This window comes from Streptomyces sp. NPDC006487, from assembly GCF_042870555.1.
GTDB lineage: Bacteria > Actinomycetota > Actinomycetes > Streptomycetales > Streptomycetaceae > Streptomyces.
The window spans coordinates 307,724-332,831 of the sequence record NZ_JBIAHN010000002.1; the positions used below are offsets into that span (position 1 = coordinate 307,724).

20 protein-coding genes are annotated in these 25,108 nt (G+C 72.0%); 8 read left to right on the top strand and 12 right to left on the bottom strand.

Features of this window, described 5'->3' with window-relative positions; all coding sequences use genetic code 11:
* Positions 1-52: 52 nt before the first annotated feature.
* Positions 53-460, top strand: coding sequence for a DUF2809 domain-containing protein (locus ACFYM0_RS04220; RefSeq protein ID WP_388496738.1), 408 nt, complete (start codon positions 53-55; stop codon positions 458-460).
* Here ACFYM0_RS04220 and ACFYM0_RS04225 read toward each other — a convergent pair.
* The gene (locus ACFYM0_RS04225; RefSeq protein ID WP_388496316.1) at positions 457-2,028 is read right to left on the bottom strand and encodes a serine/threonine-protein kinase; all 1,572 of its coding nucleotides are present in this window, start codon (positions 2,026-2,028) and stop codon (positions 457-459) included. The genes ACFYM0_RS04220 and ACFYM0_RS04225 overlap by 4 nt on opposite strands.
* 97 nt (positions 2,029-2,125) lie before the next feature.
* On the bottom strand, positions 2,126-2,842 hold the full coding sequence (locus tag ACFYM0_RS04230; RefSeq protein ID WP_388496318.1) for a DUF4232 domain-containing protein: 717 nt from the start codon (positions 2,840-2,842) through the stop codon (positions 2,126-2,128).
* 321 nt (positions 2,843-3,163) lie between these two features.
* Here ACFYM0_RS04230 and ACFYM0_RS04235 point away from each other — a divergent pair, with 321 nt between their 5' ends.
* Together ACFYM0_RS04235 and ACFYM0_RS04240 are read left to right on the top strand one after the other, a co-directional pair.
* Positions 3,164-3,676, top strand: a complete 513-nt coding sequence (locus ACFYM0_RS04235) for a hypothetical protein (protein ID WP_388496320.1) — start codon at positions 3,164-3,166, stop codon at positions 3,674-3,676.
* Between the two features lie 129 nt (positions 3,677-3,805).
* Positions 3,806-5,497 (top strand): peptide-N4-asparagine amidase, encoded by a 1,692-nt coding sequence (locus ACFYM0_RS04240; protein WP_388496322.1) that lies wholly within the window; start codon positions 3,806-3,808, stop codon positions 5,495-5,497.
* Here ACFYM0_RS04240 and ACFYM0_RS04245 read toward each other — a convergent pair.
* Positions 5,472-6,326, bottom strand: coding sequence for an alpha/beta fold hydrolase (locus ACFYM0_RS04245; RefSeq protein WP_388496324.1), 855 nt, complete (start codon positions 6,324-6,326; stop codon positions 5,472-5,474). The two genes, ACFYM0_RS04240 and ACFYM0_RS04245, sit on opposite strands and share 26 nt — an antisense overlap.
* A gap of 325 nt (positions 6,327-6,651) precedes the next feature.
* On the opposite strand from ACFYM0_RS04245, the gene ACFYM0_RS04250 reads away from it, so the two are divergent.
* Positions 6,652-7,707, top strand: a complete 1,056-nt coding sequence (locus ACFYM0_RS04250) for a helix-turn-helix domain-containing protein (protein WP_388496325.1) — start codon at positions 6,652-6,654, stop codon at positions 7,705-7,707.
* On the opposite strand, the gene cynR is transcribed toward ACFYM0_RS04250, so the two are convergent.
* Positions 7,692-8,597 (bottom strand): transcriptional regulator CynR, encoded by a 906-nt coding sequence (cynR, locus tag ACFYM0_RS04255; RefSeq protein WP_388496326.1) that lies wholly within the window; start codon positions 8,595-8,597, stop codon positions 7,692-7,694. The two genes, ACFYM0_RS04250 and cynR, sit on opposite strands and share 16 nt — an antisense overlap.
* A 123-nt stretch (positions 8,598-8,720) precedes the next feature.
* Here cynR and ACFYM0_RS04260 point away from each other — a divergent pair, with 123 nt between their 5' ends.
* Positions 8,721-9,320 carry a carbonic anhydrase gene (locus ACFYM0_RS04260; protein ID WP_388496328.1) on the top strand — a complete coding sequence of 200 codons (600 nt, stop codon included), beginning with the start codon at positions 8,721-8,723 and terminating at the stop codon, positions 9,318-9,320.
* 97 nt (positions 9,321-9,417) lie between these two features.
* The gene (gene cynS / locus ACFYM0_RS04265; protein WP_327256981.1) at positions 9,418-9,888 is read left to right on the top strand and encodes a cyanase; all 471 of its coding nucleotides are present in this window, start codon (positions 9,418-9,420) and stop codon (positions 9,886-9,888) included.
* Between the two features lie 10 nt (positions 9,889-9,898).
* Here cynS and ACFYM0_RS04270 read toward each other — a convergent pair whose 3' ends face one another.
* The 3 genes from ACFYM0_RS04270 to ACFYM0_RS04280 are packed head-to-tail and all read right to left on the bottom strand — an operon-like array spanning position 9,899 to position 13,406.
* Positions 9,899-10,252 (bottom strand): UBP-type zinc finger domain-containing protein, encoded by a 354-nt coding sequence (locus tag ACFYM0_RS04270; protein WP_388496330.1) that lies wholly within the window; start codon positions 10,250-10,252, stop codon positions 9,899-9,901.
* Entirely contained in the window at positions 10,249-11,718 is a 1,470-nt protein-coding gene (locus ACFYM0_RS04275; protein ID WP_388496740.1) for an ATP-binding protein, read from the bottom strand. Before ACFYM0_RS04275 ends, ACFYM0_RS04270 begins: the two co-directional genes overlap by 4 nt.
* An 11-nt stretch (positions 11,719-11,729) precedes the next feature.
* Positions 11,730-13,406: an FAD-dependent oxidoreductase gene (locus tag ACFYM0_RS04280; RefSeq protein WP_388496331.1), complete on the bottom strand. Its 1,677-nt coding sequence runs from the start codon at positions 13,404-13,406 to the stop codon at positions 11,730-11,732.
* A gap of 289 nt (positions 13,407-13,695) precedes the next feature.
* On the opposite strand from ACFYM0_RS04280, the gene ACFYM0_RS04285 reads away from it, so the two are divergent.
* Positions 13,696-14,349, top strand: coding sequence for a TOPRIM nucleotidyl transferase/hydrolase domain-containing protein (locus ACFYM0_RS04285; protein ID WP_388496332.1), 654 nt, complete (start codon positions 13,696-13,698; stop codon positions 14,347-14,349).
* 34 nt (positions 14,350-14,383) lie between these two features.
* Here ACFYM0_RS04285 and ACFYM0_RS04290 read toward each other — a convergent pair whose 3' ends face one another.
* Genes ACFYM0_RS04290 through ACFYM0_RS04300 form a run of 3 tightly spaced genes read right to left on the bottom strand, consistent with a single transcriptional unit; the run spans position 14,384 to position 16,188 of the window.
* Positions 14,384-14,629, bottom strand: coding sequence for a hypothetical protein (locus ACFYM0_RS04290; RefSeq protein ID WP_388496334.1), 246 nt, complete (start codon positions 14,627-14,629; stop codon positions 14,384-14,386).
* Positions 14,626-14,910 carry a hypothetical protein gene (locus ACFYM0_RS04295; RefSeq protein WP_388496336.1) on the bottom strand — a complete coding sequence of 95 codons (285 nt, stop codon included), beginning with the start codon at positions 14,908-14,910 and terminating at the stop codon, positions 14,626-14,628. The genes ACFYM0_RS04290 and ACFYM0_RS04295 overlap by 4 nt, the downstream gene beginning before the upstream one ends.
* 60 nt (positions 14,911-14,970) lie before the next feature.
* On the bottom strand, positions 14,971-16,188 hold the full coding sequence (locus ACFYM0_RS04300) for a serine hydrolase domain-containing protein (protein WP_388496337.1): 1,218 nt from the start codon (positions 16,186-16,188) through the stop codon (positions 14,971-14,973).
* A gap of 333 nt (positions 16,189-16,521) precedes the next feature.
* Between ACFYM0_RS04300 and ACFYM0_RS04305 the strand changes: the two genes are divergently transcribed.
* Positions 16,522-19,425: a collagenase gene (locus tag ACFYM0_RS04305; protein ID WP_388496339.1), complete on the top strand. Its 2,904-nt coding sequence runs from the start codon at positions 16,522-16,524 to the stop codon at positions 19,423-19,425.
* Between the two features lie 61 nt (positions 19,426-19,486).
* Here the strand turns inward: ACFYM0_RS04305 and ACFYM0_RS04310 are convergent, their stop codons facing one another.
* Positions 19,487-22,894 (bottom strand): endo-alpha-N-acetylgalactosaminidase family protein, encoded by a 3,408-nt coding sequence (locus ACFYM0_RS04310; protein ID WP_388496340.1) that lies wholly within the window; start codon positions 22,892-22,894, stop codon positions 19,487-19,489.
* A 134-nt stretch (positions 22,895-23,028) separates the two neighbouring features.
* Complete coding sequence (locus ACFYM0_RS04315; RefSeq protein ID WP_388496341.1) at positions 23,029-25,044, bottom strand: hypothetical protein; 2,016 nt, start codon at positions 25,042-25,044, stop codon at positions 23,029-23,031.
* Positions 25,045-25,108: the final 64 nt, after the last annotated feature.

Consider the following 25,108-nt stretch of genomic DNA (forward strand, 5'->3'; position numbering starts at 1 on the left):
CCGGGGACGACGGGTGGCGGCCGTCTGGCAAGGTGGTCCCGTGACCATCCCCATGCCTGCGAGTCGTGACCGTGCCGGACCCCTCCGGGCCCGGACCCGTCTCGCGGCCGCCGCCGCGGTGGTGGTGACCGTGGGCGCGGGGTTGGGCCTACGGGCCGTGGCGACGGGGGACCCGGCCAAGTACGGCGGAGACGTGCTGTACACCGTACTGATCTTCACCCTCATCGTGCTGGCCCTGCCGCGGGTGACGGCGCTACGGGCTGCCGCGGGCGCTCTCGCGGTGAGCTGGACGGTGGAGTTCCTCCAACTCACCGCAGTGCCCTCGGAGCTCTCCCGGCACAGCACGGCCGCCCGGCTCGTCCTCGGGTCCACCTTCAATCCACCCGACCTGTTCTGGTACGCGGCCGGGGCGGTCGTCGGCTGGCTCGCCCACACCGCGGCGGGCCGCCTGTCGCGTTAGCCGCTGCGGGCCAGCGCCTCGGGGGCGCCCGCCGACTGGGCACCCTCGACCTCCAGCTTCAGCCGGTCGGGTTCCGCCAGGGTCAGCACGTAGAGGTTGCCCCGGGGGCAGTCGAAGGTGGCCGCGGGGTCGGTCGGGTGGCTGGTCACCGCCCCGAAGACCGCCCTGTCCCCGCTCGTCTGCCGCAGTTCCAGGGCCTCAGTGCACCCCAGGTTCCGTCCGGTGCCGGTCTCCTTCACCTCGCTGACCTGCCGGCCCACCAGGTCTCCGACGGACCCCGCGTTCAGTGTGACCGTGACGGAGAACTCGCCCGTCCTGGCCCTCGAGACTCCGTCCGCGTCGGGTGTCCCGGGGCCGGTGCCGGTCCACGTTCCGACCCACGACCGCGACAGCGCCGACGCCGATGCGGACGGGGTCGCCGATCCGTCGCCGCCCCCGTCCCCGCGCCAAGGCATCTTGATCACGAGGGTGGCCGCGACGACGAGGACGGCGGCGCCGACGGCCGCCCCCGGCACCCAGGGCACGCGTCGCGGCCGGGCGGGTGGGGCGGACGGCAGGGGCGGTGTCGCCGCGAACGCGGCGGGAGGCGCCGGAGGCGGCATGGGAACGGACACGGGCACGGACATTGGCATCGGCACGGACACCGGCACCGCGAGCGGCTCGGAAGCGGCAAGGATGCGGCCCAGTTCGGCCTCCCGGCGGCCTGCCTCCGCAACCAGCGCGGGCGGTAGCGACCGCCTCCATTCCTCCCCTGCCGCGCCGCCGACCCCGGCCAGCACCTCTTCGGCGGTCGGGCGCTCCTGCGGCTCCTTGGCCAGGCACTCCCCCAGCAGGGAACGGAGCCCCTCGGGGACGCCGCCGAGAGCGGGCTCGTCGTGCACGATCCGGTAGAGGAGAGCGGGGAGCCCCGGCTCCTCGCCGTCGGCGAGGAAGGGGCTGCGGCCGGTGGCCGCGTGGACGAGGACCGCCGCGAGCGAGAACACGTCCGCCGGGGCCTCGGCCACGGCTCCGGTCGCCTGCTCCGGCGCGAGGAAGCCGGGCGTGCCGATGACCGCTCCCGTCCGGGTGTGGCGCGGGTCGTGCACGGCCCGCGCGATGCCGAAGTCGATGAGGAAGGGCCGCTCCCGGCCGAGGAGCACGTTCCCCGGCTTGATGTCGCGGTGGACCACACCCGCCGCCCGTACGGACATGAGCGCGGCGAGGAGCTCCCGGGCCAGGCTCCGCAGGGCCGGCTCGGCCAGCGGTCCGTGCCGGTGCACCCACTCGCCCAGGGAGGGCGCGGCGACGTACTCCGTGGCGAGCCATTGCGGGGACGCCCCGGGAGCGCTGAAGTCGACGACCGAGACCGTCCACGGGGAACGGACGCGGTCGTTGGCGCGTATCTCCCGCGCGAAGCGGTCCGCGAAGTCGGGATCCCGGCTCAGTTCCCGGTGGACGGTCTTCAGCGCCAGCGGCCGGCCGGACGCCGTGCGGGCCAGGAAGACCTCGCCCATGCCGCCTTCGCCGAGCCGTGCCAGCAAGCGGTACCCGCCGATCTCCGGCGGGTCGCCGGGCCGCAGTGACTCCACCGACTCCCCCTGTCCACAAGGTCGTTGTCCGCACGCTCCGGGACGCACGGACCGACCGGTGGAGTCACTTTAGAGGACTGCCCGGGGTGCCGGATCGTCAGGACGACATGATGAAGCGCAGGGCGAGACCCGAGGCGGTCATCCAGTGGGTGACCTTCGCGAAGTCGTTGTAGTACACCGTGTCGACACCGGGGAAGGCGACCTTGACCGGCTCGCCCAGCTTGCTCCCGAGCTCGCGGTCCTGGAGCTGAACGGTCATGGTCTTCGCCGGGGCCTCGTCCATGGGACCGTTGAGCAGCAGCGCGGCGTACGTCTCCTTGCCCGGGGCGATGGTGGAGAAGGGTTCTCCCTGAGTGGGGGCACTCTCCTTGATCTCGGGAACCAGGCGCTGGGCGTTCCCGAGCTGGATGAGGGGATAGCGGTAGACCTTGCACGTCTTCTTGCCGGTGTTGGTGAGGGTGAGGAGGATGTGCCGGACGCCCTGGCCCTTGTCGTCCTCGGTGCTGGAAGTGATCGAGACGTCTCCCGGGGCGCAGAGGGCGACGGCGCCGTCACCAACGCCGCCGGTGCCGGTCGCTCCCGGGGTCGGCTCCGCCGGGGGCGTGTCGCCGGTCTTCGGCGTGCCGGTCGCGCCGGGCGTGGCCGAGGTGCTCGGCGTCCCCGGGCTGCTCGGCCGGGCCGTGGGCTTGGGGTCGTCCGGCCCGTCGCCCCCGTTCGGCGAGCACGCCGCGGAAGCGAGCAGCGCGGTGACCGTCGCGGCCCCGATGACGTAGGACTTCCAGCCCCTGCGGCTCGTACGGACGGCAGTGTTCATGGTGTTCCCCCGTTGTTCGTGGTGTTCCCCGTTGTCGGCCCTGCGCGGCCGCTGTCGACTCCCGATGATGGGCGCAGACCGCGGTGGCCACGAAAGTTGGGCAGCGGGCCGTCGTGGCCGCCGCCTTGCTCCGTACCGGCACCCCGGCCGGCCTGCAGGAACGGATTTCCCTCATCCAGGGTGTCTCAGACGCCTGTTACAGAGCAGGGACACGATCGGCACGCTTCGGTCCAGAAGACCGGCGGTGGCCGCGGGAGCAGCGGCGCAGCGGCGGGCCGTTCGATCTTGTATCGAACGGCCGGATGTCCCTACGGTGGTGCGATGGGTCTCTTCGACAAACTCACCGGCACCGAGCACCCCGACAGCGGTGTCGCGCCGCGTTCCGCCGAGGAGGTACGGGCGGTCCTGCTCGGGCTCTTCGGGGCGGACGCGCCGTACGTCGTGCGCGGGGGCGCCCCCGAGGGCGCCGACCTGGTGGCGGAGTGGCGTGTCCGGGAGCCCGCGTGGCACGCCTTCTTCGCCCGCACCCAGGTGAGCCGCGTGCTCCAGATCCATCTGCGCCTGGACCGGGCCGCCCGCGAGGTCCGCAGCATCGACCGGCAGTTCGAGGTCACCTGGCTGGGGAGCACGCCCCGGCTGGCCCGGTCGGCCGAGGCCGCGCGCGGGCAGGTGACCACGGTGTCCCGGCGCCGGAAGGCCGAGCGCGGGGCCGTCGGCCCGCTCGGGGCCGCCGAGGTGTTCCGCTTCGACAGCTCGGACCTGAAGGACCCGCTCCGCGAAGCGGTCCTCGGCGCGGGCTGGATCTGGCGCGGTGTGGCCTTCGGGAAGCTCTGACGCGGGCGGCGGCGCGGGGCGGGCCGGAGCGACGGGATCCGCTGCCCGCCGCCCTCGGCGACGGGATCCGGCCAGGTCCGGGGCACGGCTCTGGCGCCCCCGCGCCGGGCCGGGATTCACTGCGGGCCCATGAGACGACACAGGTTCACGGGCGCGCTGGGCGCGCTCGCCCTCGCGGCCGCCACCCTCACGGCCGCGGGCCCGGCAGCGGCGGCCGGACCCGGCGGCGCGCCCACCCCGGCCCCGGCCCCCGCACCTTCACCGACGGGCGCGCAGCCGCCACCGCCCGCCGAGTTCGGAACGGACTGGCACGATCCGCTCACCGCCGCCCCGCCCGTGGCCCGGCCCGCGACGCGGTCCTGCGAGGTGGCCCTGGCCGAGGCGCAGTTCCGCGACTTCACCCCGTACCGGGGCAGTTACGCGCCTCCCACCGCCTGCGGTCCGGCCGACTGGGCGAAGGTCGTGCTCCGTCTCGACGGCAAGGTCAAGGGGCGCCAGTACGACCGCCTCGGCCATCTCTCCCTCGGCGGCGTGGAGCTCTTGCGCACCTCCACGCCCCAGCCGTCGCCGGACGGCATCGCCTGGTCCGTCGAGAAGGACGTCACCCGGTACCGCGACACGCTGAGCCGCCCGCAGCCCGTCGAGATGCTCATCGGCAACGTCGTGAACGACACCTACACCGGTGTCATCGACGTCAAGGTCACCCTGACGTTCTACGCGGCCGAGGACGCGGCCGAAGCCGGCCGCACGCCGGAGCGGGTCGTCCCCCCGGACCGGGTCGTCCCGCTCACCACGCCGGCCGTCACGCTCCCGCGCAATACGGAGCGGCTCCTCGCCGAGGTCTACGCCACGGGCTCCGGCGGCGGCTGTGAGGAGTACTGGTACCTGAGCGCCCCGGACCCCGCCCCGTACTCCTGCAAGGCCGCCGGCGGCCCCCACCGCGAGGTCCGCATCTCCGTCGACGGCAGGCTCGCCGGCATCGCCGTACCCTTCCCCACCGTCTGGACCGGTGGTTGGTCCAACCCGTTCCTCTGGTACGTCACCCCGGGTCCGCGCGCCTTCGACGTACAGCCGCTGCGCTACGACCTCACCCCGTACGCCGCCCTCCTCAACGACGGCCGTCCGCACCGCATCGAGGTCTCCGTCGCCGGAGTTCCGGCCGGGCAGAGCGGCTGGAGCACTCCCACCAATCTGCTGCTCTGGCAGGACGCGGGCCGCGAAGTGGTCGGCGGGGCCCTGACCCGCGAGGAACAGAGCGATCCGGCCAACTCCTCACGCTGGACGCCCGCGGCGCCGGGGGCCGAGCACCGGGTGGACACCGAGGGCGGGCACCGGCTGACCGTGGCCGGGTACCTGGACACCTCCCACGGCCGGGTCACGACCACCGTCAGCCGCACTGTGCGGCTCGGCTCCGTCCACCGCTGGACCGAGGGAGAGGACCGCGACGCGCTCACCGCGACCTGGACCGACGAGGAGAGCGTGACGCGCGGGGCCGTCACCACGCGGACCAGCCGGACGTACACCATGGACGGTGAGACCACGCTCGGTGCGGGAGACCGGCTCCGCACCGTCATCTCGCTGGGCGACCGCGCGGACACCGTGATCCTGCGCGGTGGACGGGAGACCGGCCGCTCCCGGCTCGACGACCGGTACACGGGCGACGCGACCTACACCGCGAACGTCCCGCGCGACCAGCGGCACGCGGTCGCCACCACCTCCGCCCGCTACCGGCTGTACGGGACCGGGGTGCCGGGCGGCTGCTACGACCGCACGGTGGCCACGGCCCAGGGCGCCGTCACCCAGGACCGCCGCCGCTGCTGAGCACGGCCTCCCCGGCCGGCCGCGCGTCCAGCATCAGGCCGTGGAAGAAGGCGGTCAGCACGGGCGCCAGGGCCTGCGGGTCCACGGCGTGGGTCTGGCCGGGGAGGGTGTGCAGGGTGTAGTTGTCGCCGTGGGAGACGAGTTCCTTCGCCGCGTGGGCCATGTACGTCTCGCCCGCGCCGCCGTGCCCGACCAGGACGGGCACGCGCACCGAGGACCACCGGTCGGTGGGCAGCGGCCGGCCGGACATGGTGCCGGCCATGATCCGGCCGTCGTAGGGCAAGGTCGGGGCGGCGGCCTCCCACGCGGCCCAGACCGGGGTGTTCCGCATCCTGGCGATGTCCTCATCGGACAGGGCCAGGCCCGTGGTCAGGAAGTGGGTGAGGGCCTCGCCGGCGCTCCCCCGGGCCAGGGCCGCTTCCACGCGGTCCACGTAATCGGCCGGCAGATGCGGGCGGGTGCCGTCGACGACGAACGGCGGCTCGTAGAGGGCCAGGGCGGAGACCGAGCTGCCCCGGGCCACGGCCTCCAGCGCCAGGACCGCTCCGGAGGACATCCCGAAGAGCAGCACCGGCCCTCCCACGTGCTCGATCAGCGCGTCGAGGTCGTCGACCTCGCGCTGCACCTCGTATGCGGCGTGGTCGCCACTGTCACCGCGGCCCCGCCGGTCGTAGTTGACGACGCTGAACTCGCGCGCCAGGAGGGCGGCGAGCGGTGCGTGCCGGGCCCGGGTCATCAAGGTGCCGCCGACGAGGATCAGTACCGGGCCCGTGGTGCCGTGGCGCTCGGCGGCGATCGCCGTACCGTCGGACGAGACCACCGTGAACATGTCGATTCCCCCAGCATCCGGTTCCGTCGTCCCGCACCCTCGGCGCAGAGGCCGGGAGCCGGACCCCGCGCGGCCGGATCGCGAGCCCCCCACCCCCGTGGGGGAGCTTCACCGTATCCGTGCCGCCCGTGCCGTGCCGTGCCGTGCCGTGCCGTGCGGGCATGATCGCCACGCTACGGCAGGGCAGTTGGCCTCCCCCAGGGCCGCACGCGCCGCCAAGGGGACCGACCGCGCCAAGGGGGGACCCTGCACGCCGTGTTGGGGGCCGTAGGCGCCCAACCCTCACGATGACCTGGCAATTCGCGCTGGACTATGCTCTGCCACTGTGGTCTCGCACGCACATCAGGGGACAACCTCCTCCGCCCTCGCCCGTCTGAGCGTCAACGTCGCGCGACTGGTCGGCATACGCCCGCACGGATACGCCCACTTGCCGGGCATGGCGCCCCAGCACCTCGACGACGACCGGTTCCGCACTCCCTCGGCGACGGCCATCCGGATCGCGGAGCTCACGACGGTCCACGCCCACTGGACCGAGATGTCCGTGCTGTTGGCGCGGGAGTCGAGCATCGGCACCCTGGGGGTCTGGGACTACCTGATCACCTCCGCACCCACTCCGCTCGAGGGGATCCGGGACGCCGCCGCCTACTTCGCCGCCGTCGCCGACCCCCTGACCGACGGCATGCGGATCGCCGAGGACGGCGAACGCGTCACCATCGGCCACGTCAACCGGGCCGACATAGCCCACGAGGCGGCCTGCGGCATCCGCGGCTACGCCCTCGGTCTGTACCGGCGTCGGCTCGGCGAAGCCACGGGGCGGTGCCTCGTTCCCCTGCAGGTCTCCCTCGCCGCGAAGGCGCCGCCGCGGCACGACGCCCTGATCGAGCTCTACGGCACCCGGAACATCGAGTTCGAGGCCCCGGCCAGTTCGATCACCTTCCGCACCGCCGACCTGAACACCCCGACGCCGCACGCCCAGCCCGGGCTCTCGACCGTGCTCCGCCGGCACGCCGAGCAGACCCTAGCCAGCGCGATACCGCTGCACGACTGGCTGGATCTGTTCCGCACCGCGCTGGCCTCCGCCCACGAAGGGGGTGCGCCGACGCTGTCCTCGGTGGCGCAGCGCATGGCCCTCAGCCCCCGGACCCTCCAGCGCCGCCTCGAGGAACACGGCACGACGTGGAGCGAGGAGGTCGAGACCGTGCGCCGGGACCACATCACCCGGCTGCTCCACGACACCGATCTCAGCGTCGACTCGATCGCCACCCGGAGCGGCTACGCCGACGCCCGCGCCCTGCGCCGGGCAGTCAAGCGCTGGTACGGCACCACACCCGCCGCCCTGCGCCGCGCAGGGCACGGTGGGGATGCTCAGGCAGGGGTGTAGCCGCGGGCCCGGACGTGGTGGCGGGTGAGCCGGATGAAGGCGGCCGCGGCGAAGCTCCGGTAGGCGTGCTCGCGCCCGAGGAAGGCGACCGTGCGGGTGGGCAGGGGTGGTGCGAGGGGGACGGGGGCGAGGTGGGGGTGGTCCTCCGTGACCGCGTCGGGCAGGACGGTCGCGAGGTCGGTGCGCTGGACGATCTCGGTGAGGGTCTGGACCGAATTGGCCTCCACCGCGATGCGCGGCCGTACCCGGTGGTCGGCCAGGTAGGCGTCGATATGGCCTCGGGTGGCGAAATCTCCGCTGAGCAGAGCTAGTTGACGGTCAGCCACATCTGCTACGGGCAAGGGTGGTTGTGGGTCGGCGGCAGGGCGAGCCGCGGTGACGAGGCTGAGGGTCTCGGCGTACAGCGGGGTCGCGGTGATGCCGGGCAGGTGCGGCCCGACGAAGGCGATCCCCAGGTCGAGCTCGTCGGCGAGCAGGCCGGCTTCGATGCGGTCCTGGGCCATGTCCTTGACGTCCAGGGTGATGCCGGGGTGACGGGCGTGGAGTTCCGCGGCCAGCGGCCCGACGAGGTAGGCGGTGAACGTCGGGGTCACGGCCAGCCGGAGGTGGCCGCGCGAGAGGTCGGCGACGTCGTGGACGGCACGTTCGGCGGCGGCGAGGTCGCGCAGGGCCCGGCGCGCGTGCTGGACGTAGGTTTCGCCGGCATCGGTGAGGCGGACGCCGCCGCGGCCCGTGCGGTCCAGGAGCTGGACGCCGACCATGCCTTCGAGCTGCTTGATCTGCTGGGACAGGGTCGGCTGGGAGATGCGCAGTTCTTCGGCGGCACGGGTGAAGCCGGCGTGTTCGGCGACGGCGAGAAGGTAGCGCAGGTGACGGAGTTCCAGGGCCATGGAGCCAAGTATAGATGTCATCTATAGCAGACATGGGTAATACGTCTTGGACACTATAGATGCAGGTCGTGCATGGTGAATCTCGTCGGCCCCACGGGTCGGCAGTCATCGAAGGGAGTGACCATGCACGACCTCATCGAGGGCGTCGCGCAGTTCCGGCGGGAGGTCTACCCGGCCAAGGCGGAGCTCTTCGCCCTGCTGGCGACGACCCACCGGCCCCGCACCCTGTTCATCAGCTGCTCCGATGCCCGGGTGGTACCGGAGCTGATCACCCAGAGCGAGCCGGGCGAGCTGTTCGTCATCCGTACCGCCGGCAATCTCGTGCCCGCCCATGCCCCCGGTACGGACGGGGTGGCGGCCAGTATCGAGTACGCCGTCGCGGTCCTGGGCGTGAGCGAGATCGTGGTGTGCGGGCATTCCGCCTGCGGTGCGATGACGGCCCTGGCCGAGCGGCACGACCTCAGCGCCGCCCCGGCGGTCGCCGGCTGGCTGCGCCACGCGGACGCCTCACTCGCCCGGACCGCCGCCGAGGAGGACGGGCGCAGGGTCGATGCCCTGGTACGGGAGAACGTGCGCGCGCAGCTGGCGAACCTGGCCACCCACCCGTCGGTGGCCCGCGCCCTGGCCGCGGGGTCTGTGACCCTGCACGGCTGGGTCTACGACATCCGGGCGGGGGGCGTCGAGGAGCTCGGCTCCCCGCACCCTCTCTCTCCCGCTGCCTGAGCGCCTCCGCTCCCCCGATCCCCGGCCCGCATTTCCCGATCCCATCCGCCGCTCGCCCCCACATCCGGTGAGCGGCTCACCGAAAGGAAGCCCTCTCATGGTGCACGCACAGTTCGACAACACCGCCCGTCAGGCCCTGGCCGTCAAGGCCGTGGACGCCAAGATCCGCGAGGACCTGACCTGGCAGCGCATCGCGGACGCCGCGGGCCTGTCGGTCGCTTTCGTCACCGCGGCCGTCCTCGGCCAGCACCCGCTGCCCCGGGCCTCGGCCGAGGCCGTGGCCGCTCTCCTCGGCCTGGACGCCGACGACGCGCGGCTGCTGCAGACCATCCCGACCCGCGGCTCGGTACCCGGCGGTGTGCCCACCGACCCGACGATCTACCGCTTCTACGAGATGCTCCAGGTCTACGGCACCACGCTGAAGGCCCTGGTCCACGAGCAGCTCGGCGACGGGATCGTTTCCGCGATCAACTTCAAGCTCGACGTGAAGAAGGTCGCCGACCCCGATGGCGGCGAGCGTGCGGTCATCACCCTGGACGGCAAGTACCTGCCGACGAGGCCGTTCTGACCCGCCCGGATCAGCGGTGGAGCTGACGGGTCCAGTCCTCGGGGACCCGCCCGGACGGGCCCGGGGCCGGTTGGCCGGACGGGTGGCCGGACGGCGGGGTCAGCTCGGGGCCGGTCTCGTAGAGCTCGTCGGCCGCGTAGTCCCAGAACCAGTCCTCGCCCGGTTCGTAGCTCTGCACCACCGGGTGCCCGGTGGACTTCCAGTGCCCGGTGGCGTGCTGGGCGGGCGAGGAGTCGCAGCAGCCGATGTGGCCGCACTGGGCGCAGCGCCGCAGGTGGAACCACCAGCCCCCCACCGCGTCGCAATCGGCGCAGCCGCTGCCGGAGGGCGGGACGCTCGGGTCGACTCCGTCGATGGCGGTCATACGGGCTCCTCTTTCTCGGGAACGGCTTCGGCTTCGGCTTCGGCTTCGGGTTCCGGGGCGGTCAGTGGCAGCAGCACCTGGAAGCGGGTGTCGCCCGGGGCCGACTCGACCTGGAGGCTGCCGTGGTGCTTGTTGACGACGATCCGCCAGGAGATGTCCAGGCCGAGACCGGTGCCCTCACCGACGGGCTTGGTGGTGAAGAAGGGGTCGAAGATGCGGCTGCGGATCTCGGCCGGGATGCCGGGCCCGGTGTCGCGGAACTCCACGAGCAGCCGGTCGCCCGCCCGTGCCGTGCGGACCGTCAGCGTGCCCTCGCGGTCCGTGCTCCCGATGGCGAAGACGGCGTTGTCGATGAGGTTGGTCCACACCTGGTTGAGTTCCGCGGGGTAGGCCGGGACGTCCGGCACAGAGCGGTCGTACTCCTTGACCACCCGGATCCGGGGGCCGATCTTGCCGGAGAGCATCAGCAGGGTGCTGTCGAGGAGTTCGTGGACGTCGACGACCCGGTGCGGGGCGCGGTCGAGCTGCGAGTACTGCTTCGCGGCGTCCACGAGATGGGAGATGCGGGTGGTGGAGTCGTCGATCTCGTCCATCAACAACTCGGTCTCGACCGTGTAGTTGAGCCAGCCGATCGCTGCCGGCAGGAGGTCCCCGGCCACGCTCGCCGCGACCTGCTCCAGCCAGTCGGTGTCCAGGCCGGCCTGGACGAAGACCGGTGCGATCCGCCAGCCCTCGGGGACCCCGTGGTCCTCCAGCCAGTCGGCGAGCTCGTCCTCCCGGTCGGAGGCCTCGAGCGGGCTCAGCGCCGGTGCCTTCGCCACGCGTTCGACGGTGCGTTCCTGGATCTCGATGAGCTCGGCGATCGCTTCGCGGGGGTAGTTCCCCTGGGAGATGTGGGCCAGCTTGTGCCGCATCTTGCCCACGCGTTCGCGCAGGGTGGCCGTGGCCCGGACGGCCGCCGCGGCCGGGTTGTTGAGCTCGTGGGTGAGTCCTGCGGACAAGGAACCCAGGGCGAGGAGCCGTTCGCGCTGGCCGATGACCTGCTGGGTGCTCCTCGCGCCGAAGAAGAGCCCCTCCAGCAGGTGCGCGGCCATCGGGAACCATTCCCGCATGACGTCCGAGAAGGACTGCGCGGGCAGGACGAAGAAGCGCGTCGGCTCGGTCACCCGCATCGAGTTGTTGTACGTCTGCTGGACGCGGTCGCCCAAGTAGGCCTGCATGGCGCCCGCGTACACCCCGCGCTGGGAGGTCCGGCCGACCTCCACCTCGTCGCCGCCGACCCGGCGGGACAGCACGACGGTGCCCTCGATCATCACGTAGAAGCAGGTGGCGGGGTCGCCCTCGGTGTAGACGGGGCCGGTGTCGAACCGCTCGACGCGACCCTCGGCGCACAGCCTCCCGAGCTGCTCCGGGGTGAGCTTCTCGAACAGGAAGAGCGAGGCGATCTCCTGCGGGGAGCACGGCATCGCCTGCCCGCTCACGATTCCTCCAGGTACCGGTGGACGAGCATCACGGCCATGGCTCCCTCTCCGACGGCTGACGCGACCCGTTTCGCCGACCGGGCGCGTGCGTCGCCCGCCACGAACACCCCGGGCACGCTGGTCTCCAAGTGGTAGGGCGGTCGGTCCAGTTCCCATGTGGCCGGCGGCCGGCCGTCCGGGGTGAGGTCCGGCCCGGCCAGGATGAAGCCGTGGTCGTCGCGCAGCACCGTACCGTCCAGCCAGTCGGTGAGCGGGGCCGCGCCGATGAAGACGAACATCCACTGGGTGTCGACGAGTTCGGTCGCGCCGCTGTCCACGTCGCGCAGGGTGAGCTGCTCGAGGTGGCCGTCGCCGTGCGCCGATTCGACGGTGGTGCGGGTGCGGACCGTGATGTTGGGCATGGCCTCGATCTGCTGGATCAGGTAGTAGGACATGGACGCGGCCAGGGACTTCCCGCGCACCAGGAGCGTCACCGATTTCGCGCCGCGGGCCAGGTACATGGCCGCCTGTCCGGCGGAGTTTGCGCCGCCGACGACGTACACGTCCTGTTCGAGGCAGGAGGAGGCCTCGGTGAGCGAGGAGCCGTAGAACACCCCGCGGCCGGTGAGGCCGTCGCAGCCCGGCGCCCCGAGCTGGCGGTAGGAGACCCCGGTCGCCAGGATGATGCTCTGCGCGCCGATGGCCGAGCCGTCGGAGAAGCGGACGAGGCGGGCCGCGCCGTTGACCTCCAGTCCGGTGACCTCGCGTGCGGTGAGGATCTCGGCGCCGAAGCGGCCGGCCTGGCGGCGGGCGCGTTCGGTGAGCTGGGCTCCGGACACTCCGTCCGGGAACCCGAGGTAATTCTCGATGCGGGAGCTCTGCCCGGCCTGTCCGCCGGTCGCGGACCGCTCGACCAGTACGGTCCGCAGCCCCTCGGAGGCCCCGTACAGCGCGGAGCCGAGCCCGGCCGGGCCTCCGCCGATCACGACGAGGTCGTAGAAGTCGGCGGTCGGCGTGGTCGCGAGCCCCACGTGGGCGGCCAGGTCGGGCGCGGCCGGTTCGATCAGCACGGTGCCCCCGGGGGTGATCACCACGGGCAGCCGCTGTCCGTCGGCGCCGGCCGCCCGCAGCAACCGCTGCCCTTCCGGCTCCTCGCATGAGTACCACCGGTACGGCACCTGGTTGCGGGCCAGGAACTCCCGCACGCTCGACGAGGGGGCCGACCAGCGGTGTCCGACCACCTTGGTGGCGGGCACGGGCCGGTGGTCGCCGGTCCGCCAGGCCGTGATGAGGTCGTCCAGGACCGGGTAGAGCTTCTCCTCTGGCGGGTCCCACGGCTTGAGGAGGTAGTGGTCGAGGTCGACGACGTTGATCGCGTCGATCGCCGCGTTGGTATCGGCGTAGGCGGTCAGCAGGACGCGGCGCGCGCCCGGGTACACGGTGAGGGCCTCTTCGAGGAATTCGATGCCGTTCATCTGCGGCATGCGGTAGTCGGCGAGGATCACCGCCACCAGGTCGCCGCGGAGCTTCAGCTCGCGCAGGGCGTCCAGCGCGGACTCGCCGGATTCGGCGCGCACGATCCGGTAGCCGGAGCCGTAGCGTCGCCGCAGGTCGCGCGCGATGGCCCGGGACACTCCCGGATCGTCGTCCACGGTCAGGATCACGGTCCGTGCCGTGTCGGCGACCTCTGTCATGGCTCTCCCACCCGGGCGGCCTGGACTGGCGGCGTCGCGGCGAGCCGCCCGCACCCGGTTCCCGTCCATCCTAGGTTCGATCGTCCGGGTCCGCGCGGACGGGCGGAGCGGGCCGGTCGGCCGGGACGGGCGCATTCCGCTCGTCCGCGCGGTCCCGGTGGGCACTGCGGACAGTCGGTCCCGGCAGGCGGCCCCGGCAGTCGGTCCCCTCAGTCGGTCCCGGCCGGCGGGGGCCCTCACCGGCGGAAATTCCGTACCGCGGCGCCTGGAAGTCGATCAGACTCGCCCCATGGCTGACATGGTGGCGTTCGGGGATGCAGTGACCGCGTGGGCGGCCGGTGACGCCGCTGGGCTCGGCGACGTGGGAGTCGCCGGGGAGGCTGCGGACGAGGCGCGCGAGCTCGCCGCGCGGCTGCCGGTGCGGACCGTCGTGCTGCTCGAAGGGGCGAGCGACGCCGAAGCGGTCGACGCCCTGGCCACGAGACGGGGCCGGAACCTGGCCGCGGAAGGGGTCTGCGTCCTGCCGATGGGCGGAGCGATGAGCGTCGCGCGCTTCGCCCGGTTCCTCGGGCCGCAGGGCCTTGGCCTGCGCCTCACGGGCCTGTGCGACGAGAGGGAGCGCGACTTCTACGCGCGCGGCTGGGAGCGGGCCGGCGCCGAGCCGCAGGGATTCTTCGTCTGCGCGGCGGACCTAGAGGACGAGCTCATCCGCGCGCTGGGCGTGCCCAGGGTGGAGGAGCTCGTCCGGGAAGAGGGGGACCACCGCGCCCTGCGGACCTTCCTGCGCCAGCCCGCGCAGCAGGGCCGCACGGCGCAGCAGCAGGTGCGGCGCTTCCTCGGCACGAAGAAGGGGCGCAAGATCCGCTACGGCCGCGTCCTCGTCGAGGCCCTGGACCCCGACCGCGTACCGGCGCCGCTGGAGGATCTGTTCGCGAGCCTGTGACCCGGCACCGGCACCGGCACCGGCCCCGTTCCGGTCAGCCCAGCTGCTCCAGGAAGAAGGCCGCCGCATCCTCGCCGGCCCGTACCCTCGCGGTCGGGTCTGCGGGCTCCGGGGCGAAGAAGTCGTCGTGCCGGACGGCCGGGCCGACCGAGCGGCCGCTCGCGGTGGGGATGTACTCCAGGTAGGGCCGCGTGTCGGCTTCGTACGGGGTGATCGTGTCCGCTCCGGCCCAGCGGATGGCCACCGGTACCCGTACGGCCTCCAGGCTCTCCCGGGTCACCAGCCCGCCTCCAGCACTCCGGGGTACTCGGGGATCTCCGGCAGCGGCGCCTCGCCCGTGAGCACGGCCCACAGGATCCCCGGATCGACGCGGGCTCCGGCCAGCGCCGCGGCCGTGTAACCGCCGATGGAGAAGCCGGCCACGCCGACCGGGCCGAGGGGCTGTTCCCGGGCGAGCGCGTCGAGGGCGAAGGAGACGTCCCGGGGGCGTTCCCAGACGTGGAGGAAGCCCTCCGGCTCGTAGCCGTCGACGAAGTTGTTGCCGTGGTGATCGAGGGCCACGACCCCAGAACGAGATCGTGCAGAACGGGATCGCGCACAGCGGGATCGTGCAGAACGGGGTCAGCGCATCTTGAGCACGTGTCCGGGGGCGAGGGCGGCGGAGATGCGCTCGGCGATGACCTGGGCCGAGTTGCCCGCCGGGCTCTTGGGGCCCTGGGTCACGGTGACGGAGATGGCGAGCTTCTCCGCCGGCAAGTAGGCCTGGATGGCGGCGTAGCCGGAGAAGGACGGGTTCGTCAGGATCCATCCGTTGACGACGATCACGCCGAGGCCGAAGTGGTGGGCCTGGGTGTTGGTCAGGAGACAGACGGTGTCCGGGCAGGAGGCCGTCGGGTGGCCGAGGCCGATCGTGCCCGGGTCGAGCTGGGTCTTGAAGGACTTCGCGGACAGCAGCTCCCCGGTCCCGACGGCGCGCGCGGACCGGTCCAGGTCACAGATGTTCTGGACGAGGACCGCACCGGGAGTGGTGGTCCACGAGGGGTTCCAGAAGGTGGACTCCTCGTAGGTGCCGCGCTCCGAGGTGAAGGAGTGCAGGACCGGTTCGGGGATCTGCGGGGTGTACTGGTTGCTGGTCCCGCTCAGCTCGAGCGGTTCGTACACCCGCTCCTTCAGCAGCCGGTCCAGCGGGAGGCCGCTGATCTTCTCCAACGCCTCGCCGAGCAGATTGAAGTTGGCGTGCGAGTAACTCCAGTTGGTGCCCGGCTCGTAGAGGAGCGGCTTCTCCGTCGCGATGCCGATGACCTCGGCCGCCGTCCACTGGCGGAACGGCTTGGCCTCCAACTCGGCAAGAAAAGCAGGTGCGGTGACGTAGTCGTGCAGGCCTGACGTGGAACTTCCCAGCATGCGCAGGGTGATCTCCGAGCCGTGCGGCACGTCCGGGAGCCACCGGGACACGGGGTCGTCGAGTGAGGCCTTGCCCTCGTCGACGAGTTGGAGCAGCACGGCGCCCATGTAGACGATGGCCACGGACCCCGTACGGAATTTCATGGACGGCTCGGCGGGGACTCCCGTCATCGATTCCCCGAGGGCTTTGGTGAGCACCTCGCGGCCATCGGAGGACACCCGCAGGACCACCGAGTTCAGACCGAACTCCCGTTGGGCCTGCTGCGCGATGGTGAGCACCTTGAGGGCGTCGCCCTCGGCGGGGCCGGGAGAGTTCACGCACGCACCGGGAGCCGGAGCCGCGGCGGCCGTCTCCACGCCAGCGGCCGTCCCCGTCGGAAGGGCCGCGCCCATCAGACCGGCGATGCACAGCAAGACCGTACGAGTACGCCTCACGGACTCAGTATGGGCGCGCCCCGCGCGCGGCGCATGCGGTGGGGATGCGGTGGCGGATGCGCCGCGCGATGCGGTGGCGGGGAACCGGGATGACCTCAGGCGAACCGGACAGATCACCCTCCGGCACCACACCTGACGGTCACTCAGATGTGGAGAACTGTCCCGCGGGTACTTCCAGAGCCATGTGATGTGTGCCATGTTACATCGCACACTGCATAGCCGTGTACACGACAGAGTTGAAATCCCCACCAACTCCCGTCGTCGTCACGGTCCGCTTTCCACCTTCGCCGCGTTGCCAGCGCGGCCGCAGACCGGCTCGGAGGCCCACCCCCCATGCGCAGTTCCCCCACCACCAAGGGCCGTGCCCGGCCCCTGATAGCCGCCCTGGCCTGCTGTCTGGGCCTGACGATGCTCGCCCCCGCCGGCCAGGCCTTCGCGCGCGAGATCAAGCCCGCCGCGCCCGCTCCGGCCATGAAGTCCGGCGCCGCCCCGCAGCCCTCGACCCCGGCCGCGGCGGCGGCCGCGCTCAGGGCCGAGCACGCCGCACGTCCGGACGCGGACCTGTCCGAGCGCGCCCCGCTCCGGGCCACCAAGGAGGCCGCGCGCACCGAACAGCAGTCGTCCAAGGCGCAGCTGGCGCCCGGCGCCGCCGCCGAGGCCCTGGCCGCGGCCTGCAACGTCGCGGACTTCACCTCGAAGACCGGGGCCGCGCTGGTCCAGCAGATCAAGGCCTCCGAGATGGACTGCGTGAACTCGCTGTTCCTGCTCAAGGGCAACGACGCGAAGGCCGCCTTCCGTGAGGCACAGATGGTCTCGGTGGCCGACGCCCTGCGCACCTCCGCCGCCACCTACCCCGGCGACAACAGCACCAAGACCGGGCAGCTCGTCCTCTTCCTGCGCGCCGGCTACTACGTGCAGTGGTACAACGAGTCCACCGTCGGCACCTACGGCCCGGCCCTGAAGAGCTCGATCCGGGGCGCCCTGGACACCTTCTTCGCCTCCCCGCGCGCGGCCGACGTGACCGACGCCAACGGCCCGACCCTGGGCGAGTCGGTCATCCTGATCGACAGCGCCCAGGAGAACGCGCGCTACCTCGGCGTCGCCAAGCGACTGCTGACCGGCTACAACTCCTCTTACAACAGCTCCTCTTCGATGGTCGCGGCGGTCAACAACGCCTACACGGTCCTGTTCCGCGGGCACCAGACCGCCGAGTTCCTGCCCGCCGTCCAGGCCGACCCCAGCATCCTCACCGTGCTGCGCGACTTCGCCGTCACCCATGACGCGCTCCTGGGCACGGACAAGAGCTACCTGACGGCCAACGCCGGCCGGGAACTGGGTCGTTTCCTCCAGCACTCGACGCTCCAGGCGACCGTGCGTCCGCTCGTCAAGCAGCTGCTGGACCGCACCTCGATCACCGGCCGGACCGCCTCCCTCTGGGTGCCGCTCGCCGAGATGACCACCTCGTACGACGCCACCAACTGCTCCTTCTACGGAACCTGCGACCTGCCGGCGCGGGTGCGTGCCGCCGTCCTGACGGTCAACCACACCTGTAGCCCCAGCCTGCGGATCGTCGCGCAGCAGATGACCGCCGCCGAGCTCGGCGCGAGCTGCACCAGCCTGGCCAACCAGGACGCCTTCTTCCACAACGTGGCCAAGGACGGCGGCCCGGTCGCCAACGACAAGAACACCGCGCTCGAGGTGGTCGCCTTCGACTCCAGCGCCGACTACCAGACCTACGCCGGTGTCATCTTCGGAATCAGCACCAACAACGGCGGCATGTACCTGGAGGGCGACCCTTCCGTCACCGGGAATCAGCCGCGCTTCATCGCCTACGAGGCGGAGTGGGTCCGGCCGCAGTTCCAGATCTGGAACCTCAACCACGAGTACACCCACTACCTCGACGGCCGCTTCAACATGTACGGCGACTTCGACGCCGGCATGACCACCCCGACCGTGATGTGGGTCGAGGGCTTCGCCGAGTACATCTCCTACTCCTACCGGGGCGTCACGTACGACCAGGCCGCCATCGAGGCGGGCAAGAACACATACAAGCTCAGCACGCTGTTCGACACCACGTACGACAACTCCGACTCCACCCGGGTCTACCGCTGGGGCTACCTGGCGGTCCGCTACCTGATCCAGTCGCACCCGCAGGACGTCGCCACGCTGCTCGGCCACTACCGCGCCGGCAACTGGGCGGCCGCCCGCACCCTGCTCACCTCCACCATCGGCACCCGCTACGACGCCGACTTCGCGGCCTGGCTGGTCAAGTGCGCGGCCGGCGACTGCGGCGGCGGCACCAACCCGCCGGCCAACCAGGCCCCGGTGGCCGGGTTCACCTCCGCCGTGAACGCCCTGGCGGTCACCTTCACCGACACCTCCACGGACGCGGACGGCACCATCGCCTCCCGCGCCTGGAACTTCGGTGACGGCACCACCTCCACCTCCGCCAACCCGGCCAAGACCTACGCCGCGGCGGGTACTTACACCGTCAAGCTCACGGTCACCGACAACAAGGGCGCCACCGCCACCACCAGCAAGGCGGTCACGGTCGGAACCGCCGGGCCCGGCGAGTGCACCAGCCCCGACGTCCGGGTGCTGGGCGACAACTGCCGCCGCTCCAACGTCTCCGCCACGACCGGCAACTACGGGTACTTCTACCTGGACGTCCCGGCCGGCACCGGATCCCTCAAGATCGCCGTCTCGGGCGGCACCGGCAACGCCGACCTCTACTACAGCCCCAGCGGCTGGGCCACGACGAGCAACTACACCGCCCGCTCGGCGCAGAGCGGCAACACCGAGTCGCTGACCATCAACAACCCCGCGGCCGGCCGCGTCTACATCAGCCTGCACGCTGTCCAGGGCTTCGCCGGCGTGACCGTCTCGACCCAGTTCGGGACGGCCCAGGTGGAGTGCGCGGACGCCGACATCCGGGTGCTGGGCGCCGACTGCAGCCGCTCCAACGTCTCGGCCACCGCCGGGAACTACCGCTACTTCTACGTGAACGTCCCCGCCGGCACCGCCTCCCTCAAGATCACCGTCTCGGGCGGCACCGGCAACGCCGACCTCTACTACAGCCCCACCACCTGGGCCACCACGGGCAACTACACCGCCCGCTCGGCCCAGACCGGCAACACCGAAACCCTCACCGTCAACAACCCGCCGGCCGGCTACCTCTACGTCAGCCTGCACGCCGCGCAGGACTTCGCCGGAGCCACCGTCTCCAGCCGCTTCTGATCCCTGACGGCACACCGGCCCCCACCCCTCTGGCAGGGGTGGGGGCCGGTTCCGTGTGCCGTCAGGAGTACGCCTCGACCTCCCACAGCGAGTAGCCGTAGCCGGTGGCCCGCTGGGTGCCGGTCACCCGGAGGTGGCGTCCGCTGCCGTTCAGCCCGGTCAGTTCGTCCCTCCCCCCGTCGCTCGTGGTGGTGGAGTACACGTCCCGCCAGGTGACCCCGTCGTCCGACAGCTGGACCTTGTAGGCGCGGCCGTAGGCGACCTCCCAGCCGAGTACCACCCGGTTCACGTTCCTCACGGATCCGAGGTCGACCTGGATCCACTGCGGGTCGGCGGCGAAGGACGAGGACCAGCGGCTGGTGGCGCTGCCGTCGGTGGCGGCCGTCGCCGGATAGTCCGCGGACTGGACCGAGGAGGCCGTGGTCGGCTTGTTCAGGGCCAGGTTGGGCGAGGCCGTGGCCCCGAGGTCGTCGACGGTGAGGTCGTCGAGGACCAGGTCCCGGTCGGCGTTGGAGGTCTCCGCCGTGAGCTTGCGCATGCCGATCCAGGCATCCACCCCGGCCGTGAAGGTCTTGGTGAAGGTGTTCGTTGTCCGGGCCTGCGGCAGCGTGTCGGAGGAGACCTGTCCCGTGCCGGCGCCCAGGGTGAAGGCGTAGTCCCCGGCCACCGACTGCTGGTACTTGAAGGTCACCTTGTACTGGTGGCCGGGCTCGAAGCGCAGGGTCTGGGGGATGGTCTGGTAGAGCAGCCCGGGGCGTTCCTCATGGGATTTCAGGGAGTTGGCGCCGGCGAGCACGTCGTCGATCAGCTTGCCGTTCCAGCCGGCCTGCGTGTAAGGGGCGTTGAGCTGGGCCAGGTGCGTCCGCGGGTCCGCCGTACTGCCGCCCGCCGAGCCGACGACGAAGGGGTACCAGCCGGAGTCGACGTTCTCGAAGTCCTCCGCGAAGGTGTGGCCGCCCTGCGGGCTGCGGGCCGTGCGCACGACGCGCACGTCGTCGAAGCCGGCCGTGCCCGCCGCCCCGTCGGCGCGCAGGGCCAGGGTGGCGGTGGACTGACCCGCCGGGACGTCGAACAGCACCCGCATCCGCTGCATGGTGCTGCCGTTCTTCTCGTCCGCCCCGACGTTGTTCCCGTACGGGGAACTCGTGGCGTAGACGCTCTGCTCGGTGCCTCCCGCCGGGGTCACGGCCAGGGTGGCCCTGCGTCCGGTGGCCGTGGAGACGTACACGCTCGCCGCGTAGGTGCCCGGCGTCAGGCCGGTGAGCTGCTGCGAGACGGAGGTGGCGCCCTGCCCAAGGGTCAGCTGGGACTGGCCCACCGCGTTGCGGGTGACGGACGCGGACCCGGTGACCGTCCACTTCGACAGGTTTCCGGAGGTGAAGCCCGGGTCCCGGACGGGGCCGCCCTCGCCGAATCCGGCGTCCGGCTGCGCGGGCGCCGCGGACGGGTAGACGACGTACGGGGTCTTCGCGGTGGCGGTGACGGTGACCTTGCCGCCGGTCACCGGGAGGTCCGAGACCAGGACGCGGCCCTGGTCGGTGAGCTTGTAGAGCTTGGCCGTGCCGTTCTGGGCCCAGGAGGCGGGCACGTTCCAGGTGGAGGTGCCGCCCGCTCCGCTCCAGTGGTAGAGCTTGGACTCTCCGCTCTGGTTCCAGGGCAGCAGGTAGCTGTCGCCGATCAGGACGGGGTGGCCGTCCTTGCTGATGGTGCGGGTGTTGCCGCTCAGGGTGGCGCTGACTCCGCCGTCGAAGTCGATGCGGTTCGCGGCCCATTTGCGGATGGTGAAGCCCTGGAGGTACTTGGTGGGCAGGTTGGTGGTGAAGGTGGTGGTGATGAAGTTCGCGAAGTCCTTGGTGCCCTGCCAGCCCTCGTAGGCGGTCAGGGTACCGCCGCCGAGCAGCGGGTCTCCGGCGATCCAGTCGTCGCGCTGCTGGTTGCGGATGAAGCGCACCACCTGGGAGTTGATTCCCTTGTAGTTGCTGCCGCCGTAGTTGAGGTCGTTGGCCCAGTGGGACCAGAGGGACTGCTCCTCGAACTTGTCGGGGAACTCGGTGGTGAGCTGGTAGCCGAGGCCGTTGATCTCGCGGGCCAGGGCCTGGGAGGTGTAGCCGTCGCCGTACCAGGTGTCCACGTAGAGGAACTTGAGGTCAGGGGCCACAGCCTTGAGCTCTTGCAGGCGGGCCAGGCGCTTTCCGCTGGTGCCGTCCAGGCGGTAGTTCAGGTGGTAGGACTGGTCGAGGTAGTCCCAGCCCTTGTCCGCGCCGCCGTTGTTGAGGAGCGCCGGGTCGAAGGTGCGGGCGACGGGGTAGGCCTCGGTGTCGTTGATGTGCACGCCGATGTCGGCGTTGTAGCCGGCGCCCGCCGCGATGAGGGTGTTCAGGTCGGCGGCGCCGCCCTGCCGGGTGCCGACCAGTCCGTAGTCGGGGTGGGCCGAGTCGTGGCCCTCCGAGCCGTAGCCCTTGAGCAGCACGAATTGGCCGAGCCCGTCCGTGGCCCGGGCCACGCGCTTGGTCTCGTCCAGGGTCTGCAGGAAGGGGTGCGTGGCCTGGGAGGCGAAGTTGTACGGGATGCGCTGCACGACCCGACGGGCGGTGTCCTGCCAGCCCTGGGGGTTGGTCATGACGGAGCGGAAGGCAATGGCTCCGTCCTGCCAGTCCACGGTGGAGTCGGCGTTGCGGTCCCCGGTCACCACCACCTTGGCGTAGGGCAGCGGTTCGGTGCCCGGTGCGCCGGCGGCCCGGTGCAGCCAGTCGCCGCTCCACAGACCGGCCCGCCGGTAGCCGGACTTGGCCACCGTCTGCTTCTGGATCCGGCCGCTGTCCGCCGTGTTCTGGCCGGACGGGCTGTCGTAAGAGGAGTTCGTGGCGATCGACGCCGCGAGGGAGGAGGTGTTGAGGATCGCGTACATGGCTCCCTGCGGGGCGCCGTCCGTCGTCGTGCCGGAGGTGAGCGTGGTGAAGGTGTCTCCGGTGCCGGTGGTGTTGGTGTTCATCCGGGTGGTCTCGACGGCGGCTCCGGGTTGGGCGCTGCGCACCGACACCAGGTTGTGCTGCGGGATCGACAGCGAGCTGATGGGTACGGCGCTGTCGGTGATCGAGGTGACGGCGAAGGTGAGGGTGCTGCCGCTGACGGAGAGGGTGGCCTTGACCGTGTCCCCGTTGGTGAAGGCCATCGTGTAGTCGACGTGGTCGGCGGAGACGCTGCTGGTCACGGCCGGGGTCTGCGCGGAGCCGTTGAGGTTCACCTGGGTGAGGGGGTCCTCGTTGCCGTGGAGGACGCCGCCGGTGGCCTGGTCGGTGTACTGGACCACCCGCGGGAAGGCGGTGTCGACCTGCACGGCGAGGGCGGGTGAGGCGATGGTGACGGTCCCGGCGGCGGTGGCGGTGGCCGCCGGGGTACCGGCCACGAGCGTGGTGCCGAGGCCCAGGGCCGCGGCGCAGAGGAGGGACGTGGGGCGGAGCGGTCTCATGGGGCTCCCTGGTGGTGGGTCCGGTACGGGTTCCTTGCGGGCGATCGGTACGGGGCGGTCCGGGGCCTGGCGGGGGTCGGTACGGGGTCCTTGACGGGGGAGGTACGGGGCATTGCGGGGGCCGGGCCGGTGGGTCACCAGCGCAGGACGGCCCAGCCCCGGTGGGGCAGTTCGGGGTCCAGGCGCAGGGTGTGCCCCCGCCGTCCGGTGTCGGCGGGGCGGGGCTCGGCGAGGGGTGCCAGGACGGTGGCCGCGACCGCGTCGATGTCCGGGAGGCCGGACAGGTCCACCACCGGCCGGGCGGGGTCCTGGCAGCCGTTGGCCACGGTCAGGGTGGTGACGCCGTCCGCGTACGAGAGGTGCGGGATCAGGTACGGGCCGCCGCTGACCAGGGGGAGGCGGGCGCCCTCCCCCTCCAGGAAGCGGACCGTGCGGTGCAGCAGCCGCTGCGCGTGGTCGTCGGCCGGCAGCACGTGGGGCTCGGTCGCGGCGAGTACGGCGACGCGTCCGCCGAGTGTGTTGGTGAAGACGGTGCGGCCCGCCCCCCAGGCACTGCCGTCCGGGGTGCGGACCTCGCTCCAGCGCTGCGCCCCGGGTACCTCCCGGAGCCGGGCCAGGGCGGGTTGGGTGTTGACGCTGAGGAGGAGGCCCGCGAGGTCCTCTCCGGCGGCCGCGCACAGGTGCTCGGTGGCGTACGGGCCCGGTCCCCCGGCGGCTGCGGGGGCCTCCCGGTCCACCGTTTCGGCCGCGGCCAGCCCGATGAGGGGGCCGAAGCCGCGCCGGTGCAGGATCGTGGCGGCGGTCCCGTCGAGCAGCAGCCCTCCGGCCAGCAGGGTCCGTACCGAGGGATCGTCGAAGGCCCAGGCCGACGGGCCGAACAGGGCCTGCACCGGAGCCGGTTCGGCGGTCACGGGTACTCCGTAGCGCAGCAGGAACTCGGCGGCCGGGCCCGGGTCGACGGCGAGCTCGGTCAGGTCTCCGCCGTGCGCGCGCACGTGGGCGGCCGCGTCCTGGGCGAAGGGCAGGCCGACGCCGATGGTGCGCTGTCCGCGCGGGTGCTGCCGGTGGACGAGGTCCAGCGCGGGCCGGGCGCGGCGCAGCAGTTCGGCGATCCGGGGGTGGCGGCCGGGGCTCGCGCCGTGCATGGGGTACAGGTTGAGCAGGAGGGCGTCCGCCCCGGAGAGCTGGGCCGCGACCATCTCCGACCAGGTCTGGACATCGGATTTGGACCAGGCGGTGTGCGGCCAGTTCTCGATCTCCGGCTCGCTGTCCACGAACTCGGGCCGCAGGGAGCGCTGGAGTTCCGGCATCCACAGTTGCCGGGCCAGTTCGCGTCCGGGGGCGTCCGCGTACGGGGCGAAGTGCGGGCGGTGCGCGGCGCGGCCCCCGGGGGCCAGGGCCGTGAACAGCGCGCCCCAGTCCCGGCCCTCCACGGATGCGGCGTCCAGGCCCGAGCTCATCAGCCCGGTACGGGAACGGCCGCCCGAGCGCCGGTGCACTTCGGCGGCCACCTGCACGGCCACCTCCTGCTGCGCGGTCCGCCACACCCGCTGCCACAGGGCTCGGAGCGGGTGCGGGGGGCCGGGGGCGGTGAGTGCGGCGACCAGTTCCGATCGTGGGACCGGGCGTCCGGCCAGGGCGGCCAGCCGGTCGAGCATGAGGGGTTCGAAGCCGCCGCCCCAGCCGAGCGGGGCGTGGTTGTGGAAGCGGAAGTCGTCCTCCAGCCAGAGCACGCGGAAGCCGAGATCGGCGAAGCGTCCGTAGTGTCCGGTCAGCCAGGCGCGCCAGCGCGGGCAGGCGAAGGAGGCCTGGGCCGTGGAGACTTCACCGGTCGGGGAGACCATCGGTGCGAAGCCGTGGGTGTCGGTGCGGCCCCGGTCGGCGTGGCCGGTGGTCACCCAGGGGTTGAGGCTCACGTCCAGGCCGGCACCGCGGAGGATCTCCTGTGCGGTGGCCGCCGCCTCGTACCAGAGGTCCTCGTGATGTCCGGCGAGGTGGCCGGTGAAGTGCTCCTCGGCCCCGAGGAGCAGCACCACTTCGGCCACGCCCGTGTCGGTGCAGGTCTTGGCCAGTTCGGCCGCCGCGGCCGCGACGGCGTCCATGCCTTCGTAGGGATGGATCTGGAACCGCAGGTGGTACCGGGCGCTCACGCCGTCGGCCTCCTCGCCGTCGCATTCACCGTCGAGTCATTAGTTTTGTTAGGATCCGAATTAA

Bases quoted from the DNA above. Each gene is read 5' to 3' on its own strand.
- ACFYM0_RS04260 (WP_388496328.1), top strand. From the start codon at position 8,721: ATGCACGACCTCATCGAGGGCGTCGCGCAGTTCCGGCGGGAGGTCTAC.
- ACFYM0_RS04230 (WP_388496318.1), bottom strand. From the start codon at position 2,842: ATGAACACTGCCGTCCGTACGAGCCGCAGGGGCTGGAAGTCCTACGTC.
- cynR (WP_388496326.1), bottom strand. From the start codon at position 8,597: ATGGCCCTGGAACTCCGTCACCTGCGCTACCTTCTCGCCGTCGCCGAA.
- ACFYM0_RS04275 (WP_388496740.1), bottom strand. From the start codon at position 11,718: ATGCCGTGCTCCCCGCAGGAGATCGCCTCGCTCTTCCTGTTCGAGAAG.
- ACFYM0_RS04245 (WP_388496324.1), bottom strand. From the start codon at position 6,326: ATGTTCACGGTGGTCTCGTCCGACGGTACGGCGATCGCCGCCGAGCGC.
- ACFYM0_RS04285 (WP_388496332.1), top strand. From the start codon at position 13,696: ATGGCTGACATGGTGGCGTTCGGGGATGCAGTGACCGCGTGGGCGGCC.
- ACFYM0_RS04310 (WP_388496340.1), bottom strand. From the start codon at position 22,894: ATGAGACCGCTCCGCCCCACGTCCCTCCTCTGCGCCGCGGCCCTGGGC.
- ACFYM0_RS04270 (WP_388496330.1), bottom strand. From the start codon at position 10,252: ATGACCGCCATCGACGGAGTCGACCCGAGCGTCCCGCCCTCCGGCAGC.
- ACFYM0_RS04235 (WP_388496320.1), top strand. From the start codon at position 3,164: ATGGGTCTCTTCGACAAACTCACCGGCACCGAGCACCCCGACAGCGGT.
- ACFYM0_RS04280 (WP_388496331.1), bottom strand. From the start codon at position 13,406: ATGACAGAGGTCGCCGACACGGCACGGACCGTGATCCTGACCGTGGAC.
- ACFYM0_RS04305 (WP_388496339.1), top strand. From the start codon at position 16,522: ATGCGCAGTTCCCCCACCACCAAGGGCCGTGCCCGGCCCCTGATAGCC.
- ACFYM0_RS04220 (WP_388496738.1), top strand. From the start codon at position 53: ATGCCTGCGAGTCGTGACCGTGCCGGACCCCTCCGGGCCCGGACCCGT.
- cynS (WP_327256981.1), top strand. From the start codon at position 9,418: ATGGTGCACGCACAGTTCGACAACACCGCCCGTCAGGCCCTGGCCGTC.
- ACFYM0_RS04240 (WP_388496322.1), top strand. From the start codon at position 3,806: ATGAGACGACACAGGTTCACGGGCGCGCTGGGCGCGCTCGCCCTCGCG.